The 16,386-nt window shown below is 72.8% G+C and carries 17 protein-coding genes, 1 pseudogene and 1 riboswitch; of the genes and pseudogenes, 10 read left to right on the top strand and 8 right to left on the bottom strand.

Features of this window, described 5'->3' with window-relative positions; translation table 11 throughout:
* Positions 1–629 precede the first annotated feature (629 nt).
* The 3 genes and pseudogenes from ACZ3YO_RS04100 (at position 630) to ACZ3YO_RS04090 (ending at position 2,422) form a co-directional block, all read left to right on the top strand.
* A complete protein-coding gene (locus ACZ3YO_RS04100) occupies positions 630–1,133 on the top strand; it encodes a phospholipase D-like domain-containing protein (RefSeq protein WP_465564549.1) in 504 nt (167 codons plus the stop codon).
* Positions 1,134–1,234: 101 nt separating this feature from the next.
* A pseudogene (locus ACZ3YO_RS04095) lies at positions 1,235–2,032 on the top strand (Tat pathway signal sequence domain protein); the annotation flags it as partial.
* The gene (locus ACZ3YO_RS04090; RefSeq protein ID WP_465565217.1) at positions 2,012–2,422 is read left to right on the top strand and encodes a carbohydrate-binding protein; all 411 of its coding nucleotides are present in this window, start codon (positions 2,012–2,014) and stop codon (positions 2,420–2,422) included. The pseudogene ACZ3YO_RS04095 and the gene ACZ3YO_RS04090, both read left to right, overlap by 21 nt.
* Before the next feature lie 202 nt (positions 2,423–2,624).
* On the opposite strand, the gene ACZ3YO_RS04085 is transcribed toward ACZ3YO_RS04090, so the two are convergent.
* Positions 2,625–3,392 (bottom strand): CbtA family protein, encoded by a 768-nt coding sequence (locus ACZ3YO_RS04085; protein ID WP_465564546.1) that lies wholly within the window; start codon positions 3,390–3,392, stop codon positions 2,625–2,627.
* Positions 3,393–3,409: 17 nt separating this feature from the next.
* Positions 3,410–3,625 carry a CbtB domain-containing protein gene (locus ACZ3YO_RS04080; RefSeq protein WP_396325581.1) on the bottom strand — a complete coding sequence of 72 codons (216 nt, stop codon included), beginning with the start codon at positions 3,623–3,625 and terminating at the stop codon, positions 3,410–3,412.
* A gap of 318 nt (positions 3,626–3,943) precedes the next feature.
* On the opposite strand from ACZ3YO_RS04080, the gene ACZ3YO_RS04075 reads away from it, so the two are divergent.
* The 4 genes from ACZ3YO_RS04075 to ACZ3YO_RS04060 all read left to right on the top strand — a co-directional run bounded on the left by ACZ3YO_RS04075 (position 3,944) and on the right by ACZ3YO_RS04060 (position 9,323).
* Entirely contained in the window at positions 3,944–4,507 is a 564-nt protein-coding gene (locus ACZ3YO_RS04075; RefSeq protein ID WP_465564542.1) for a histidine phosphatase family protein, read from the top strand.
* 53 nt (positions 4,508–4,560) lie between these two features.
* Positions 4,561–4,731, top strand: a riboswitch (cobalamin riboswitch).
* 32 nt (positions 4,732–4,763) lie between these two features.
* Positions 4,764–5,195, top strand: coding sequence for a (2Fe-2S) ferredoxin domain-containing protein (locus tag ACZ3YO_RS04070; protein ID WP_465564539.1), 432 nt, complete (start codon positions 4,764–4,766; stop codon positions 5,193–5,195).
* Between the two features lie 627 nt (positions 5,196–5,822).
* On the top strand, positions 5,823–7,028 hold the full coding sequence (locus ACZ3YO_RS04065; protein WP_465564536.1) for a hypothetical protein: 1,206 nt from the start codon (positions 5,823–5,825) through the stop codon (positions 7,026–7,028).
* A gap of 51 nt (positions 7,029–7,079) precedes the next feature.
* Positions 7,080–9,323 carry a tetratricopeptide repeat protein gene (locus tag ACZ3YO_RS04060; protein WP_465564533.1) on the top strand — a complete coding sequence of 748 codons (2,244 nt, stop codon included), beginning with the start codon at positions 7,080–7,082 and terminating at the stop codon, positions 9,321–9,323.
* Between the two features lie 143 nt (positions 9,324–9,466).
* On the opposite strand, the gene ACZ3YO_RS04055 is transcribed toward ACZ3YO_RS04060, so the two are convergent.
* The 3 genes from ACZ3YO_RS04055 to ACZ3YO_RS04045 all read right to left on the bottom strand — a co-directional run bounded on the left by ACZ3YO_RS04055 (position 9,467) and on the right by ACZ3YO_RS04045 (position 11,739).
* Positions 9,467–10,696, bottom strand: coding sequence for an MAB_1171c family putative transporter (locus tag ACZ3YO_RS04055; RefSeq protein WP_465564531.1), 1,230 nt, complete (start codon positions 10,694–10,696; stop codon positions 9,467–9,469).
* A complete protein-coding gene (locus tag ACZ3YO_RS04050) occupies positions 10,689–11,219 on the bottom strand; it encodes a ParH-like protein (RefSeq protein ID WP_465564528.1) in 531 nt (176 codons plus the stop codon). Before ACZ3YO_RS04050 ends, ACZ3YO_RS04055 begins: the two co-directional genes overlap by 8 nt.
* A 100-nt stretch (positions 11,220–11,319) precedes the next feature.
* A complete protein-coding gene (locus ACZ3YO_RS04045) occupies positions 11,320–11,739 on the bottom strand; it encodes an XRE family transcriptional regulator (protein ID WP_396325574.1) in 420 nt (139 codons plus the stop codon).
* 332 nt (positions 11,740–12,071) lie between these two features.
* Between ACZ3YO_RS04045 and ACZ3YO_RS04040 the strand changes: the two genes are divergently transcribed.
* Complete coding sequence (locus ACZ3YO_RS04040) at positions 12,072–12,404, top strand: VOC family protein (protein WP_396325573.1); 333 nt, start codon at positions 12,072–12,074, stop codon at positions 12,402–12,404.
* A 190-nt stretch (positions 12,405–12,594) separates the two neighbouring features.
* On the opposite strand, the gene ACZ3YO_RS04035 is transcribed toward ACZ3YO_RS04040, so the two are convergent.
* On the bottom strand, positions 12,595–13,554 hold the full coding sequence (locus ACZ3YO_RS04035; RefSeq protein ID WP_465564524.1) for a helix-turn-helix domain-containing protein: 960 nt from the start codon (positions 13,552–13,554) through the stop codon (positions 12,595–12,597).
* Between the two features lie 98 nt (positions 13,555–13,652).
* Here ACZ3YO_RS04035 and ACZ3YO_RS04030 point away from each other — a divergent pair, with 98 nt between their 5' ends.
* On the top strand, positions 13,653–14,684 hold the full coding sequence (locus ACZ3YO_RS04030) for a saccharopine dehydrogenase NADP-binding domain-containing protein (RefSeq protein ID WP_465564521.1): 1,032 nt from the start codon (positions 13,653–13,655) through the stop codon (positions 14,682–14,684).
* A gap of 271 nt (positions 14,685–14,955) precedes the next feature.
* On the top strand, positions 14,956–15,534 hold the full coding sequence (locus ACZ3YO_RS04025) for a DUF5994 family protein (protein WP_465564518.1): 579 nt from the start codon (positions 14,956–14,958) through the stop codon (positions 15,532–15,534).
* 105 nt (positions 15,535–15,639) lie between these two features.
* On the opposite strand, the gene ACZ3YO_RS04020 is transcribed toward ACZ3YO_RS04025, so the two are convergent.
* On the bottom strand, positions 15,640–15,891 hold the full coding sequence (locus ACZ3YO_RS04020) for a hypothetical protein (protein ID WP_465564515.1): 252 nt from the start codon (positions 15,889–15,891) through the stop codon (positions 15,640–15,642).
* 103 nt (positions 15,892–15,994) lie between these two features.
* On the bottom strand, positions 15,995–16,240 hold the full coding sequence (locus ACZ3YO_RS04015) for a hypothetical protein (protein ID WP_396325568.1): 246 nt from the start codon (positions 16,238–16,240) through the stop codon (positions 15,995–15,997).
* Positions 16,241–16,386: the final 146 nt, after the last annotated feature.

The raw sequence follows: 16,386 nt of genomic DNA, 5'->3' as shown, positions 1-16,386 counted from the left end.
CGTGACCGGAAACCACCGTCCTTGCCTTGGGGTCTTCGGAATCCGCCCGGGTGATGCCTCACGGGCCGGGCGATCCTGATGGCGCTCTGTCCCCTCCGTTCATCCTCTGTACTGACCGATTACTGCGAACCGCGGGTACTTCCACTACCGGGTACTGCGACCTGCTCGGAACTGCGGTGCTGCTGGTACTGCGAACTGCGTGATAGTGCCAACTACCCGGTGCTGCTGTGGCGGTCCTGGTGGTCCGCCGGTTCCGGCAGCCAGCCCCGTCGCCCGTCCTGCTCAACCGCTCGGCTTGGAACCCCACTGCCGGACTCCCAGCACGCGCGCCCGCAGTCTTGGGCGCCTTCACTGGGATACCGCGTACTGCGACTGCCGGTACTGCGCAACTCAACTTCACCTGCTGGTAATGCACTTACCGAACTGCGGTACCGCTCGGTGGCGGCCCCTGATACCTGCGGGCCGCCCGGCCCGGCCACCGGTCCTGTCGCCTTACTGCACCATCCCTGGCTTCAGGGCCCTGCAACCGTGCCGACCTGCGAACTTCTTTCCTGCTGCCCGCCAGTTCGTGTCTGGCGGGTACCGCTTGACCTCGTCTACGAGAGAAACACTAACCACGGTGTGCGGCAATGTCTACTCCGACGGGCATAGATTTTGCGGTGTCGGTCGGGGAGGTAGTCTTCGCCCCGCGCAGGGCAGCCGGTCGCCGCAGCCGCGCCAGGACGGAGGACGCCGCGTCCGGCGGCCACGACGACGAACGAACGGGAGGCGAGCGGTCCATCGCCGGAAACCTGACTTATGCAGCCCGCTGCGCCGGTACCGCGGTGGACGGCACCGGTACCTCGCGCACCATCGGCATCCACTCCAAGTACATGCTGATCGAAGGCACCTACCTGGGCGGAGCCAACCGCAAGCTGGTCTTCACGGGAAGCCACAACTACACGTTCCCGAACCTCCGGGCCAACGGCGAGACCCTCCTGAAGATCGACAATGCGACCGTCTACGACGCCTTCAAGGCGAGCTTCGAGACGATCAAGTCCGGCCCCCACTGCGCCGCCTGGTGGAAGAACGGGGAGCCGGTCGGACCCGGTCGGCCGCACCGCCCCGAGCGGCCGGGGATGGCCCCGGAATGATTGGGAAAGTTTCCTAACCAAATCTCTTGACCGTGCTCCCTCATCCCGGGATTCTGAACGTCACCCAGTTCACTCCTCCCCGGGGAAGGCACGGTAGCGCCATGAACAGGCCCTCGCGCAGAACAGTCCTCGGCGCCGCCCTCACGGCCGCCGTCACCGCCGGACTGCCGCGCACCACCGCTTCGGCGGCCACCCTGGCCGTGTCGAGCTGGCAGCAGCGATGGGCGCCGTCGGCCGCCACCGACGGCCTCGCCGCCTTCGAGACGATCGAGGACGACCGTGCCGGCTCCCACCCGGCCGGTCATCCGCACATCCGGGTCGAGAACGACACCTACCGCTGGAACATGCACACGGTGGACCGGGACAGCTCCACCGACCGGCAGCGCCACGAGGTCACCGGCATGCGCAGCCCGGCGGGCGGCGCCTACCTGCAGTGGCTGCCCGGCCAGACCTGGCGGACCACCTACTCGATGTACATCCCCTCGTCGTTGAAGGCGACCACGACCTTCACCCACATCATGCAGATGAAGCAGCCCGGCAACGGCACGTCGCCGATCGTCGTGCAGTCCCTGCGCCGGGTGGGCGGCGCGCAGACCATCGAACTCCAACTCCCCGTCACCGGCGTCCTGGTGGGCCGTACGAGCCTGGACCCGCTGCACGACCGCTGGGTGGACGTCGACTTCCAGATCAAGGTGGGGGACGGCAGTTCGGGGTCGGTCCGGTGGATCCTGCGCAGTGCGGGCGCCACCGTGGTCGACGTCACCAGGAACGGCGTCGACACCTTCCTCGCGGACCGGGTGCGGCCCAAGTGGGGCATCTACCGCTCGCTCGGCGACACCTCGGGCTCGCTCCAGGACTGCTACCTGCTCACCCGCGCGATGCGCGGCTACCAGCTGGTCTCCGGCGGCTCCGGCGTCTACCAGGCCGAGGAGGCGCGGATCTCCCGGGGCACCGTCGACGCGGACCACGCCGGGTACAGCGGCACCGGGTTCGTCAACCTGGGCAACACCGCCGGGAGTTACGCCGAGTGGACGGTTCAGGCGGCCGCCGCGTCCGGGGCCACCCTCGATCTGACGTACGCCAACGGCACCGCCGCCGACCGGCCGATGGACATCACCGTCAACGGCACCCGGATCGCCGCCGGGCGCCCGTTCCCGCCCACCGCGGGCTGGGACACCTGGGCGACCAGCTCGCTCCCGGTCGCGCTGAAGGCCGGAGCCAACACCGTCCGGGTCACCTCGACGACCGCTGACGGCGGCCCCAACCTCGACCGGATCGCCGTCCACTGACACCGGGAGGTCCGGACGCGGCACCCGCGGCACCCGAGGGCACGCCCGGCACCCTCCAGGTACCCGCGGCACCCCCCTGGCACCCGCGGCACCCGAGGGCACGCCCGGAGCAGGGTCTCCCTTGCTCCCTCCGGAAGCGGCACATGGTGAACGACGGCCGGGCGGCCCGACGGGAATCCCCGTCGGGCCGCCCGGTGTGTTCTCAGCCTGCGGAGGCGGCGACCTCCGGGGCCACGGCGGGCGCGGTGGCCGGGGCCGTCTTCGGCTCCAGCACGCGTTCGGCGAGGTGGCCGAAGAGGAGGCCGAAGGAGGTCCAGAGGGTGAGCTGGATGGCGAGGGCCGCGAGGCGGAACTGCCAGAGCAGGGTGGCCGAGAAGTCCTCGGGCACCTCGTTGATCGCGGGGAGGAATGCGTAGGCGAGGCCGATGGCCACGGCGAAGCCGGCCACGGCGGTGACGGTCGCGTACCAGTTGCCCAGGCGCGGTGCGAGCCGCTTGCCGACGGTCACGGTGGCGACGGCCAGCAGGACGCTGAGCGCCATCATGAGGAAGTACAGCGTGGTGCGCTTGCCGATCGTCTCCGGGTCGCCGATCGACGGCGGGTTGGCGGGGTACTTGAGGAACGGCACGACGTACACGGCGAGCAGCGCCGCCCCGGAGAGCAGGGCGGCCGTCGCCCGCGGGGTGAAGCGGCCGATGCGGCCGAGCGCGAAGCAGTACGCGAGGGCGGCGAAACCGCCGAGCGATACGCCGTAGACGAGGACGCCGGTGGCCAGGCCCGCGGTGGACTGCAGGGAGCGGCTGACGATCTCCATGGCGGGCTCGCCGGCGGAGTGGGCGTCCTCGTAGGCGATGGCGGCGTCGATCCGGGGTTCACCGAGGAGGTAGGCGACGACGAGGGCGAGCAGGCCGGCCGCGAGGCCGGCGAGCATGCCGCGGACGAGCAGGGATCTGACGGTGCTGGAGTTCACTTCGGGGCTCCCCGTTCTCAGTGGCAGGGGAAGCCGAGCAGGTGGCGGCCGTCGTGCACCCATTCGTGCACGTCCTCGCCGGAGATGAGGGAGGTGGCGCCCTGTTCGGCGCCGACGAAGTAGATCAGGGCCAGCATGATGATGCCGAAGAACACGGCCCAGGGCAGGATCGCCTTGACGGGCAGGGTCAGGGGGCCGGCGGGGATGGCTGCGGGGGCAGCGGTCTGTGCCATGGCAGGGACCTCCTCGGGAACTCGCGTCCCGCTAGATGGTGCATCGACGACGGCATCGGGTCTGACTCCCTGGCGCGAACCGCCCCGTGGGGGCGGCGCACGCCTGGCTTACAGTGGCGCGACCGTGCCGGATTCTCACCGGACTTCCGTCATACCGTCGTCATATCGAGCAGAAGGTATCGGCTAGCGGCGGTTGCGCCAAGAGCGTGCGGGCGGCGCGAATCCTCCGGTCCGTCCCGGAACGCGCGCCCCAGCGCCGGGTGCACGGACCGATCGGTCGATGCCGCAGGACAGTTGGGGAAGCAGAGGAGGAGCGGCGTGACAGTACGCGTGACATTGATCTCAGCGGCGATGAGCGAGGCGATGCGGCAGGCGCGCTTCGACGACGACGGCCCGCTCGACCCGGCGGGGCTGCGGCAGGCGCGGGAGGCCGCGGGCGGCATCCGGGTCGCCGGCCAGGTCCTTGTCTCCCCGTCGGCCCGGTGCCGGGAGACCGCCGAGGCCCTCGGCCTCCCGGCCTCGGCCCCGTCCGCTCCCGGAGGGCGCGACATGGGCCGCTGGCGCGGTCGGAGCCTTGGCGAGGTGGCCGCCACGGAGCCCGGGGCGGTGGCCCGGTGGCTGGCCGATCCGGACTTCGCCCCGGAGGGCGGGGAGAGCCTGCTCGATCTCCTCGCCAGGGTCGCCACCTGGCTCGACGGCCTTGCCCCGGAGGCGGGACGGGTCGTCGTGGTCACGGAACCGGACGTCGTCCGGGCCGCGGTCCACCACGCGCTCGGCGCTCCGGCCCCGGCGTTCTGGCGGCTCGACGTGGAGCCGCTCTCCGTCACGGACCTGAGCGGACGTGCCGGCCGGTGGAACGTGCGCTTCGGGCGCTCGGCGTGAGCGAGCCCGGGTTGACGTGTTCGTACGCGATGGGGCAGGGTCGCGCACGAGATGTATGCATCCGAGACCACGGTGCGCAGGAACCCGGTGCGATTCCGGGACGGTCCCGCCACTGTGACCGGGGAGCGACCCCTTTCAGGTGACGACCACGGCCTTGCGGCCGGAAGGTCGGGGCGAGCGTCGATCCGGGAGTCAGGACACTGACCCGTGGTTTCTCCGACGGTAGGGGCGCGGAACCCCACGAGGAGGTTGGGCGATGTCACCGGTCACGGCTGCCGTCGATGTCGTGGTCTGCCGGGGCTGCTGCTGTGGCACTGTCAGGAAGCGGCCCGGCACCGATCACGAGGGTCAACTGGCCTCGCTCGCCGAGGCGGTGGCCGCCCTCCCGGCCGCGCGCCTGGTCGTCACGGACTGTCTGGGTCCCTGTGAGCAGGCCAACGTCGTGGTGGTCCGCCCCCGTGGGCGGCTCCAGGACGGTCGGCGTGCCCGGCCCGTCTGGTTCGGCAACGTGACCGACGCCACCGGAACGGCCGAGCTCTGCGCGTGGATAGGGGAGATCGGCCGTACCGCCGGGCAGGTGTCGCCGGAGGGCCCGCTGCCCCCGCTGCTGGACTCCCTGCGCATTCCCGCGCCCGGGCCCGAGCATGTCAGGGACACGACACGACGAGCCGGCCCGTCGAAGGCCTGACCGCTGAGGCCAGCCCGTCGAAGGCCTGACCGTCGAGGTCGACGCCGAGGTCGACGCCGAGGTCGACGCCGAGGCCGGGGCAAGGCCGGGTGGGGCGGGATCGCGGTGGCGCGGCCCCGTCGGAGGGTGGTCGTTCGGGTGTTTCTGTGTCTTCGAGATCAGCCTGGGTGGAGAGCCAGTAGCTGGCTCATCATTTCAGTTTATTAGTTGCTCCCCTGCTGTCGGGGTCTCCGCATCGCCCTCTACCTGGGCGTTCTCCAGCGGACGGTGACGATGGGTCAGGTCTAGAGTCCCGGATCTATTGACACGATCACCACGCCGTCATCACTCTTGGTCCATCGCCGAGCTGACATGGATAGCTCCAAGTGAGCCATTCATCTCAGCTGATGGCGTTGTTGATTGACCGATCATCGAAGGAGGTGTGTGCCATGAAGAAGATCGTCGTCCGCAAGGCCGGCCCGGTTCGCCTCACCAGCGCGGCCCGTGCGCTGTACCTGCCCTGGTCCTGCGCCGTGCAGAACTGACCGAACCCCCCGGGCAAAGGGGGAATGCGGTGCCGGCCGGCCGTAGCCGCCGGCCGGCACCGCTCCACCCCGCCCCCTCCGCCTACCTCCCGCAGGAGGATCCGTGCACTCCTCCACGGACAGCAGTTCCACCGCCCCGGGCATCGACCTGGACCGGCCGGTGACACTCCGTCAGCTCGTGTACCTGCCGGAGGCCGACGAGGTCACCATCGGCAGCCCGGAGACCGACACCTACGCCGTCTTCCCGGCCGACGGCGCCGAGTTGGTCCGGATGCTGGCCGACGGCCTGACGCCCCGTGAGGCCGCCGAACGCTACCAGGTCGTGCACGGCGAGAGCGTCGACATCGCCGACCTGATCGAGGCCCTCGTGGATCTCGACCTCGTCCGCTCCGCCGGCGACGACGAGCCGGCGGGACCGGCCACGCCGGTGCGCTGGCAGCGGCTGGGCCGCCTGGTGTTCAGCCGGCCGGCCCTCGTGGGCTACGCACTCGTGACGGCCCTCGCCGTGGCCGAGATGATCCGGGTGCCCGAGCTGGTCCCACGCGTCGACAACCTGTTCTTCAGCTCGTCCTACACCCTCGTCGTGCTGATGCTGTTCGTCGGCCAGGTGCCGCTGCTCGCCCTGCACGAGTCCTTCCACGCCCTGGCGGGCCGCCGGCTCGGCCTGCGCTCGCGGCTCTCCATCGGCCGCCGCCTGGTCTACCTGGTGCTGGAGACCTCCCTCGACGGGCTGGTCAGCGTGCCGCGCCGGCAGCGCTACCTGCCCATCATGGCCGGCATGCTGGCCGATGCCCTGGCGATCGCCGTACTCACCCTGGTCGCCGACGTGACCCGCGACGCCGGCGGGGTGGTCGCGTCGCTCTGTCTCGCGATGGCCTACGCCACGGCTCTGCGCCTGGCCTGGCAGGGGTTCTTCTACCTGCGGACCGACCTCTACGTCCTGCTCAGCACGGTCCTGGGCTGCGTGAACCTCCACGCCGCCGCAACCGACGTGCTGCGCAACGCCGTTCGGCGGGCCACCGGCCGGCCGCCGCTGGACCTCTCCGCCCACCACCCGGTCGACCGCAGGGTCGCGCGCTGGTACGCCTGGCTGATGCTGGTGGGCTACGTGTTCACCCTCACGATGTTCGCCGGGGTCGTCGTGCCGACGGCCTACCGCATGCTGCACGACATGTGGCTGCGCCTGACCGGCCAGGCCGACCTGGCCGGCCGGCTCGACTCGCTCGCCCTCATGCTGCTCAGCCTCGCGCAGACCGCCGCCGTCGTCGTGCTCGCCGCCCGTGAGCGGCGTGCCGCCCGGTCGGCCTGAGCCCCGAACCCCCCTTAGCCCCTGCGCCACCGCACGAAAGGCAGCCGAGTCATGGCCGAGCACCGCCACCACTGGGTCCGCGCCGCCGGGCGTCCCGCCCGCGTCGACGCCCGCGAGCGGTTCGACCTGCCGCCCGTGCTCGCCCGGGTGAACGCCAACCGCCGGCTGCGCGGGCCGTACACCGCCGTCGGCTCGATCCTGCGGGCGATCGTCCCGGACGCTCTCGCGCGCTGCCCCGAGGCCGTCACCGGGCACGACATCGAAATCCTCTCCACCACGCCGGAGCTGCGCGACCTGGTGCCCGCCACCCGCGAGACGCTGACCTCCCTGGCGGTGCCCAAGGAGCGCACCCGCTTCTACTCCGCGCTGCGCACCCTGCGGATCGCCCACGGCCTGGTCGAGTTCCTGGAGGCGTATCTGCGCGCGGCCGGTCCGGCCCCGCGCACACTGATCGTCGACGACGCCCACCGGGCCGACCCCACCGACGCCGAGTTCCTCGCCGTCCTGCTGCGGCGCATCGACCCCGCCCTGCTCACCGTGGTCGTCATCACCGGCACCGAGCCGCCGGAGCGCCCGGCCGGCATCGGAAGCGAGGACCTGCCCACCGCCCTCGCCACCCGGTGCACGGTGCTCGACCTGGCGGACGAGGGCGACGTGCCGGACCAGGGCGGCCTTTCGGACGAGGGCCGGCCGGACGACGGCCCGTCCCGGACGACGGGCGACGCCGCGCTCGGCCGCCGCCACATCGAGGGCGACGGCGTCGGCGACGACCCGGACGAGATCGCCGCCTACCTGGGGCTGCCGCCCACCGAGCGCGCTCGGCTGCACGACCTGCGGCGGGCGGAGCTGGAGACGGCCGGGGAGTCCTCGCTGCGGCTGGGCGCCATCGCCTGGCACGCGGAGCACGGCAGCGACCCCTCCGGTGCCGGGGCCGACATCCTGCGCCACGCGCTCGACCACTGCATGGACCTCGGCTACTACCACGCCGTCCTGGACCTCGGCGAGCGCGGCCGGCGGCTGGTCACCCACGAGAGCAGCCCGACCCACTGGTGGGCGTTCACCACCAAGATGACCACCTCCTTCGCCGCACTGGGCCTCGCCGACCAGGCCCTGCCGCTGTACGACGAGGCCCGGGCGCTCAGCACCTCGCCCGAGGTCCACATGCAGGCCGCGTACGCCACGGCCATGCTCCACACCCGGCACTTCGACGCCGGCCGGCGCGACCACCAACTCGCCCGGAGCTGGGTCAACCAGGCGATCGCCTTCGCCAAGTGGCATCCCGAGCCCAAGGAGCGGGAAGCGCGCGTGGTGTTCAACCGCAACGGGCTCGCGCTGATCGAGGTCCACCAGGGGCGCCTGGAGGCGGCGTTGGCGTTGCTGGATTCCTGCATCGCCCGGCTCGACGAGACGCTCGAGCCCCACGAGCACGCGCTGCACCGATCCGTGCTGCGCTACAACCGTGCGCAGGTGTACGCGGGCCTCGGCCGCCACACCGACGCCGTCGCCGACTACACCGCGGTGATCGAGTGCGACCCCAACTACGCCGAGTACTACTTCGACCGGGGCATGCTCTGGCGCGACCTCGGCAGCCCGGAGCAGGCGCTGGCCGACTACGACCGGGCCATCCGGCTCTCGCCGCCCTTCCCCGAGGCGTACTTCAACCGGGCCGACGTCCTCGCCGAGCTCGGCGACACCGAGGCGGCGGTGGCGGACTTCGGCTACGTCCTCGAACTCGACCCGGCGTTCGCCGACGCCCGCCTCAACCGGGCCGCCCTGCTGTTCGAGTCGGGCGAGCACGAGCTCGCCTGGAGCGAGGTCCGGGCGGGGCTCGCGGCCACCCCGGCGAGCCCGCAACTGCTCTGCCTGAAGGGTCAGTTGCTGGCCGCCGACGAGGACACGGCGGCAGCATCCGAGGCGTGGGAGGCCGCCCTCACCGCCGACCCCGAGTACGCCCAGGCGTGGGCCCTGCTCGGCGAACTCCGCTACCAGGAGGGTGACCTGGACGCTGCGAGCGCCGACCTGTCGCGTGCGGTCGAACTCTCGGCGGACCCGGGCATGCAGTTCAACCTGGCGGTGGTCCACCACGACGCCGGACGCTTCGGTGAGGCCCTTCGCCTGCTCGACGAGGTGGTCGGCTCCACCGAGGACGTCGACGCCCGGTTGCAGCGGGCCCGTTGTCTGATCGGGCTCGACCGGGCGGAGACCGCCAAGGCCGACCTGCTCGCCTGCCTGGAGGCCGATCCCGGCTCCGCCGAGCAGGTGTACGAGCTGATGCCGGACCTTGCCCACGCCTGAGCCACCCGGCTGCCTGAGTCACCCGGCCACCCGGCGGCGCCCACCCGGCTGCCTGAGCCGTCCCCGCCGCCGGCGCCACCCGGCCACCAGCACCGCCCCGCCGCCCCGCCGTAGACGCCGGGCGGCGGGGCGGTCCCACGACGTCACCGCTGTACCGCGGCCCGGCCCAGTTCGGTGCGGACCCGCTCGCGGACGTGAGCCACGGCGGGCGAACCCGTGTACGCGGCGGCCACCTTGACCAGCCACGCCGCCTCCTCGTGGATGCCTGCCGCCACCGGGTGCGGTACGCATCCCGTGCCGGGGCCGAGGGGGAACCGGTGCCCGGCCCGGGCCGCTTCCAGCGCGGCGGCGATGGCGGCCGCCTCCACCACGGCCGCGAGCTCCTCCGCCCCGGCGGGGCCGATGAATTCCCTCACCCAGAGCGGCACCGCCGGATGCAGATGGGGGCGGAGGGAGAGCTGGCCGTCCCGGATCTCGATGATCCGCCGGTACAGCGCGAACTGGACGTCGCGTCGCCGCCGGCGCCTCCCGGCCCCGAACGACCCTTCCGGGGTGATGAGTTCGATCTCCGGCAGCGCGGCCCGCATCGCCGACCAGAGCGGACCGAGCCTGCGGTGATCGTGCCAGGCCCGCATGTGCCTGGCCCAGTCGGCCCAGGCCGACGCGGTGGCACCGGCGAAGCCCAGCGTGACGCAGACGGCGCCCGCCACCCCGGACACCCGGCTCTCCGCACCGTTCTCACGGCCCGTGGTGAGGATGTCCGCGAGGTCGTCCACGTTGTCCGCCGTCCACAGCAGGCCCGCCAGCGCACTGAGCACCATCAGGCGCAGTCCCAGTCGGAGGGCCCCGGGCGGCAGACACCGTGCACAGCGCCCGATGAGGAACCCGAAGACCGCCAGGCACCACGCGGTGTGGACGGCGAAGAGCGCGACGTACGCCGCCAGCATCGGCCTGTCCGCGCCGCTGACGCCCACCACCTCGCCCTCCCGGACGGGCGAGGCGGCGACGAAGGCGGCGATGCTCAGCAGGACGGTGGCGGCCGTGAGGGCGGTCTGCCGCCGCACGGCGCGTCGCGCCGCCGCGGCCGGCCGGGTGGAGTAGGCCATCATGGCCAGGGCTCCGGAGGCGGCGACCTTCAACTGGTCGGCCACCAGGGTGAGGTGGACCGGGTCGGGCACGACGGCGGCGAGCGCCGGAGCCGTGGCCGGGGCGCTCACCGCCATCCCCGCCCCGATCAGCGCCCCGCAGGCGTAGCCGTAGTGGAGCGCCGGGTCGGACCGGCGTCCCCGGTCCATCAGGACTTTCCAGAGCGTTCCCAGCAGCGCGACCGCACCGGCGAAGTAGCCCGCGGTGTTGGCCAGCTGGTCACCCACGGCGCGCCGTTCCGCGCCGTGACGGCCGCCCGAACACTGACCGTAACCGTCCTACCTGGTCGGCGAGTTGGCCGACCGCGGTGGAACAGGGCCGGTGCAGTGCGCGTTGCAGCGCGAGCGAGGCGACGAGCTCCGCCTCCTGCTCCTGCCGCTCCGTGTACCCGGACCGGCCGAGCACCCGGCGCACCAGCTCCTCCGACAGCTGGGTCGTCAGCGCGGCCGGCACGGCCGTGCTCGGCCCGGAGCCGCCGGTGTGCCCGCAGAGGAGGTGGCCGATCTCGTGCAGCACGATGTGCTGCTGGTGGAGCGCCGTGGTGTCGGCCGGATAGCCGATGTAGTCCGCCCGGTCGGTGCTGATCAGCACACCGCACGGCGAGTGCTCCGGACCCGAGAGCGGCATCAGTTCGATGGGTCTGCCACGCAGCAGGGCGAGCGCCTCGGTCAGCTCCGGTATGCCGAACGGTTCCGGAAGCGGTATCGACTCCGCGACCCCCCGACATCGCTGCCACAGCCCATGCTCCACCCCACCCGGATATCCCACGATTCGCCCCCCTGGCGTTCGACCGGGAGGTGATACTACGGACGCGGCAACGCCGAGGGAATCCGCTTCGCGGGGAAGGCCGCTACCTGCCGCCGGCCTCGCGGCGGGCGATCGCCTCGATCATGTCGCTGATCGTGCCGAGCCCCTCGGGCGAGAGGGTCACCGCGCGCAGGGCCACGTCCCGTACGCCCGCGTTGCGCAGCGCGCCGAGCAGTGCCAGCTCCTCGGCTATCCGGGCGCTCTGCCGGTCGTCGAAGAAGTAGGTGGGCGGCACCTGGAAGAACTGTGCCAGCGCTTCGAGGTGACGCTTCGTCGGGTTGTCCCGGCGGCCGGTCCGGAGCTGCCAGAGGTACGTGGCCGAGAAGCTCTCGCCGGTCGCCTCCCGGCAGGCCCGGGCGACCTCCTCATGGCTGTACTGTTCACGGTCGGGACGACGGACCACGTCGAACAGCCGGTCCAGCTTCGCTGCGAGCGTGGACGCACCGGAGTCTGCTTCGGGCACGGCACACCTCTTCCCTCACCCCGTGCACACGCTTCGTGCGTGCGCAGATGGATTACTCGCGACGGTTTCTCATTCTAGGTGCTCCGCCGGGAAGCCAAAGGTCGCGGGTCGGGCGGGATCCCGGCGGTCCGCAGAATCCCGCGGCAGGGGTGCGGGTGGCGGAGGCCGGTCCGATCGGGTGACTTCCCGGGGACGGCCGGTGCGGGCGGGCGGCGGTGGCGGGACATGGGACGACCCCGCCGATAGGTTGGGCGACCGGTCCTCCCAGGCTGGGGCTCTGACCGGCCCTCGGCACGGGCGGGCCCGGCCCCTTCACCCGAGAGGAAGAACGGATGAGTCCGACGATCCGCGCCCTGGTGGTCCCGGTGTCCGACCTGGACGCCGCCAAGAAGGTCTACGGCGCGCTGCTCGGCGCACCGCACACGGACGAGCCCTACTACGTCGGCTACTCCGTCGACGGCTTCGAGGTCGGCCTGAATCCCCACGGCGACGTGGCCGGCGGGCCGGTGGTCCACACCGACGTCGACGATCTCGACGCCGCCCGCACCGCCCTGCTGGCCGCCGGCGCGACCGAGCGGAGCGCGCCGCGCGAGGTCGCCCCGGGCGTCCGGGTCTGCGTGCTGGAGGACACCGACGGCAACCCGGTCGGCCTGCGCGGCAAGTAGCGGCGCGGAGGTGCGTGGCCGGGGCGTCGCCGCACTCCGCGTCGCCCCGGCCGTGCCGGTCACGGCGGACCACCGTGCGGCCGGGGCGGACCGCCGTGCCGGCCGGGACGGACCGCCCGGGGCGCCCGTGACGCCCGGCGGCGTTGACGGCTGGGGGACCGGGGCGCGCCCGGCGACCGGCAGCCGGAGGTCAGAGGGCCGTCGCCGGGCCGTCGCCGCTGCGGAACGAGCGCCGGTAGCTGTCGGGCGGGACCCCGACGACCCGCTTGAACTGGCGCCGGAGCGTGGTGGCCGTCCCCATGCCGGTGGCGACGGCGACCGACTCGATGCTCTGGTCGGTGGCCTCCAGCAACTCCTGGGCGCGGCGCACGCGTTGGGTCAGGAGCCACTGGAGCGGCGTCTGCCCGATCACCGACCGGAACTGCCGCCCGAGATTGCGCGGGCTGGTGTTCGCCCGCCGGGCCAGGTCGGTCACGGTCAGCGGCTGGTCCAGCCGCTGCTGGACCCAGGCGAGCAGCTGGGAGAGCGCGTGGTCGCCCGTGACCTGCACCGGCGTCGCCACGAACTGGGCCTGGCCGCCGGGCCGGTGCGGCGGCATGACGAGGCGACGCGCGACGGAGTTGGCGATCGCGGCGCCGTGGTCGAGGTGGACCAGGTGGAGGCAGAGGTCCACCGCGGCGGCCTTGCCCGCGGCCGTGAGCACGCTGCCGTTGTCCGTGTAGAGCACGTCCGGATCGACCACGGCCAGCGGGTGGCGCGCGCTCAGCTCCGCGGCGTGGGCCCAGTGGGTGGTGGCCCGCCGGCCGTCCAGCAGGCCCGCGGCGCCGAGGACGAACGCCCCGGTGCAGAGCGAGGCGACCCGGGCGCCCGCCTCGTGGGCCGCCCGCACGGCCTCGATCAGCTCGGCCGGCAGCGGCTCGTCGACGTCGGCGCAGGCGGGCACGATCACGGTGTCGGCGCCGGCGGCGCGGTCCAGCCCGTGGTCGGGCTCGACCGTGAACGGGCCGACCCGCACCGGACCGGGCCCGCAGAGCAGGACGTCGTACCAGCCGTCCGCGGCCTCGCGCGGGGGATTGCCGAAGATCTCGTAGGCCACTGCCAGTTCGAAGTGCAGCAGGTGACCGGCGGTCAGCAGGGCGACGGTGGGCATGTCCGAAAGTGTACGGGTGATGTCCTTCCGGACCATCACGCTCCGGTGTCGGGCGCGGCCAGACTGAACCCGTCGGAACGGCGAGAAGCGGGGGAACGATGAGTGCGACGGCTGCAGTGGTGGTTTACGGGGCGACGGGACACACCGGGCGGTTCGTCGTCGCAGAACTTCGGCGGCGTGGCTTCGCCGTCATCGCCTCCGGCCGTGACGCGGCCCGCCTGGAGGCGCTGGCGGCCGAGTGGGGGGACGTGACCGTGCGGCCGGCCTCCGTGGACGACCCGGGCGCATTGGACCGGGCCCTCGCCGGCGCGGCCGCGGTCGTCAACTGCGCCGGGCCGTTCGCCGTGACGGGCGGCCCGGTGGTCGAGGCGGCCCTGCGCGCGGGGATCCCGTACCTCGACGTCGCGGCGGAGATCGAGGCGAATGCCGCGATGTTCGCCGACCACGCGGAAGCGGCCATGAAGGCGGAGACGCCCGTGGTGCCGGCGATGGCCTTCTACGGCGGGCTCGGCGACCTGCTGGTGACCGCTGCGATGGGGGAGTGGACCGGCGCGGAGGAGGTGCACATCGCCTACGGGCTGAGCAGCTGGCACCCCACGCCGGGCACCCGGGAGGCCGGCCAGGTGTCCCACGAGCGCCGCGCGGGCCGCCGGGTGCGTTTCGCGGACGGTGCGCTGCAGTACCACGACGACCAGCCGTGGGAGCAGGACTGGCACTTCCCGGAGCCGCTGGGCCGGCGTGCGGTGGTCGCGGAGTTCACCATGGCCGATGTCGTCACCGTCCCCAGCCACCTGGCCGTCTCCGAGGTCCGCACCCACATGACGGTTGAGGCCGCGCGGGACCTGGCCGGGGAGGACACGCCGGCGCCGGAGGCGGTCGACGCCCAGGGGCGTTCGGACCAGACCTTCGTGGTCGACGTCGTGGTCCGCTCCGGCGGCGTCGAGCGCCGCGCCTCGGCCCGTGGCCAGGACATCTACGCGATCACCGCGCCCCTGGTGGTGGAGGCCGTCCGGCGGGTCCTGGCCGGGCGGACGCGCACCACCGGCCTGGCCTCGGCTGGCGCGATGTTCGACGCGGCGGACTTCCTCCGGTCGCTGGCCCCGCACCTGTCGGTGGAACTCCCGCACTGACCGGGCGTGCGGGCCGGGGTGGGCGTGCCTGCCTCCAGGACCGGCCGGGGGCTTCCTCGAGGACCGGCCGGGGCGGGCGGGTTCTCGTCGAGGACCGGCCGGGGCGGATCCGAAGGGAGTCGTGATCATGCCAGGATCCGGGCCGGCGAGGAGTAACGTGGATATCACCGAAGGCACTTCGAATGCCGGCACCGGACACTGGCGTCGTCTCCGGCGAGTGGCAATACTGGACCCGGCCTTTCGCGTCGGGCCCGGAGACGGGTCCTTGGTCATGACCGTGACCCTCGATCGTGCGACGACGCCCCCCACCACCGCACCCGCCACGCGGCTCTCGCTCGCCCCCGTGGGCGTGCGGGCAGGCCGCCTGGACGGAGCCTGGTGGCCCCGGTCGCGTGATCTTCTTCTCGAACTCCCCGCCCTGGCCGCCGAACTCGACGAGCGGTGGGGCCGGATCACCCGGATCACCGTGAACCCGGCGACGTGGCCGGTCATCCCCCGGCGGATCCCGGTCGCGGGCCACACCGTCCACGCGGGCTGGTTCACCACCGAGCAGGACAGACACGTGATCGCGGTGTACTCGTACGCACCGCTCAGCCTGAACCTGCTGGTCGTCCCGCCGTCGACGGACACCGTCGATGCCGCCCGGCTGATGGCCAAAGCAGCCGACCCGGCCGGCACCCGGACCGCGAGCGAACTGCTCGCCCGGAGTGCGGATGGCGCCGCGGCGGCGCAGCAGCCGCGTTCCGACTTCCTGCCGTCGGCCGCCGCACCCGCCGACGGCCCCGGTGCGGTCGGTCGGCGGGCGGACGTCGCCCGGATCCGGGCCGCGTCCTGGCCCGTCCCGGTGTAGCCGGTCCGTGCAGGCGGTGCGTGTGGGCGGTCCGTGTAGCCGGTCCGTGCAGGCGGTCCGTGCGGGCCATCGGCGGAGTGCCCGGCCACGCGGGGGCCGCGTGCGTCATTCGCGTGACCACTCGGTTTCGGCCTGGGGCTCGCCGACGGCCTCCGCCCCTTCCCAGACGCGGAGCCTGACCGCCCGGGGGCTGGGCGCGGGCCGGGAGAGCGTGCGCACGAACACGTCCCGCAGGTGGTTCGCCGCACGCTGGGGCGGTCCGTCGTACTCCAGGGGGTTCGGCATGAGGGTTTCGTCCTGCCGGGTCCAGTGTCCGTTGTCGTCCTGGGTGTCCAGGATCCATCGGTAGTGCGGCATCCAGGCCTCCTGTGGCGACGAGCCGGCCCCAGGACAGACCGTAAGGGCCGGAGCGGCGGACGGCGACCCGTGAACGCCGACCGCGGTCCTCGTCGGCACGCCGTCAGTACTCGGAGCCGCTTCGCAGGTAGGTGCCGGCGACCTGGAGCCACGCCGACGGGCTGAAGTACGCCTCGACCGCGTGCGGGGTGTCCTCGAAGACCCGCAGGATCCGCAGTGCCCCGCTGGGGTGCAGGTCGTACTCGTACGTGTAGCCGTCGGCCGTGTCCTGGTACTGCATGTCCAACGGCCCCTTCGACGGTTCCTCCGGGGACCGGGCCTCGGCCGAGAGTTTCACGTAGACGGACATGGCGCGCCACCCATCCGCGGGCGCAGGCCGGGGCCGCCGGCACAGGGCCGGCCCGGCCGTCGCGGCAGCCCGGGCTGTCCCGCTGTCCCCACCGTACTCCCGCCCCTGCCGCGCCGGTCGGGCCCGTAGGTGATCCGGCGGACCGA

This window comes from Kitasatospora sp. NPDC022785 (assembly GCF_055561295.1).
Note: the sequence above shows the minus strand (reverse complement) of the source record. Positions and strands in the feature narration are given on the sequence as shown.

Coding starts and splice junctions, on each gene's coding strand:
- ACZ3YO_RS04020 (WP_465564515.1), bottom strand. CDS start 15,891: ATGCCGCACTACCGATGGATCCTGGACACCCAGGACGACAACGGACAC.
- ACZ3YO_RS04090 (WP_465565217.1), top strand. CDS start 2,012: ATGCGCGGCTACCAGCTGGTCTCCGGCGGCTCCGGCGTCTACCAGGCC.
- ACZ3YO_RS04025 (WP_465564518.1), top strand. CDS start 14,956: ATGACCGTGACCCTCGATCGTGCGACGACGCCCCCCACCACCGCACCC.
- ACZ3YO_RS04015 (WP_396325568.1), bottom strand. CDS start 16,240: ATGTCCGTCTACGTGAAACTCTCGGCCGAGGCCCGGTCCCCGGAGGAA.
- ACZ3YO_RS04035 (WP_465564524.1), bottom strand. CDS start 13,554: ATGCCCACCGTCGCCCTGCTGACCGCCGGTCACCTGCTGCACTTCGAA.
- ACZ3YO_RS04080 (WP_396325581.1), bottom strand. CDS start 3,625: ATGGCACAGACCGCTGCCCCCGCAGCCATCCCCGCCGGCCCCCTGACC.
- ACZ3YO_RS04070 (WP_465564539.1), top strand. CDS start 4,764: ATGTCACCGGTCACGGCTGCCGTCGATGTCGTGGTCTGCCGGGGCTGC.
- ACZ3YO_RS04060 (WP_465564533.1), top strand. CDS start 7,080: ATGGCCGAGCACCGCCACCACTGGGTCCGCGCCGCCGGGCGTCCCGCC.
- ACZ3YO_RS04040 (WP_396325573.1), top strand. CDS start 12,072: ATGAGTCCGACGATCCGCGCCCTGGTGGTCCCGGTGTCCGACCTGGAC.
- ACZ3YO_RS04100 (WP_465564549.1), top strand. CDS start 630: ATGTCTACTCCGACGGGCATAGATTTTGCGGTGTCGGTCGGGGAGGTA.
- ACZ3YO_RS04030 (WP_465564521.1), top strand. CDS start 13,653: ATGAGTGCGACGGCTGCAGTGGTGGTTTACGGGGCGACGGGACACACC.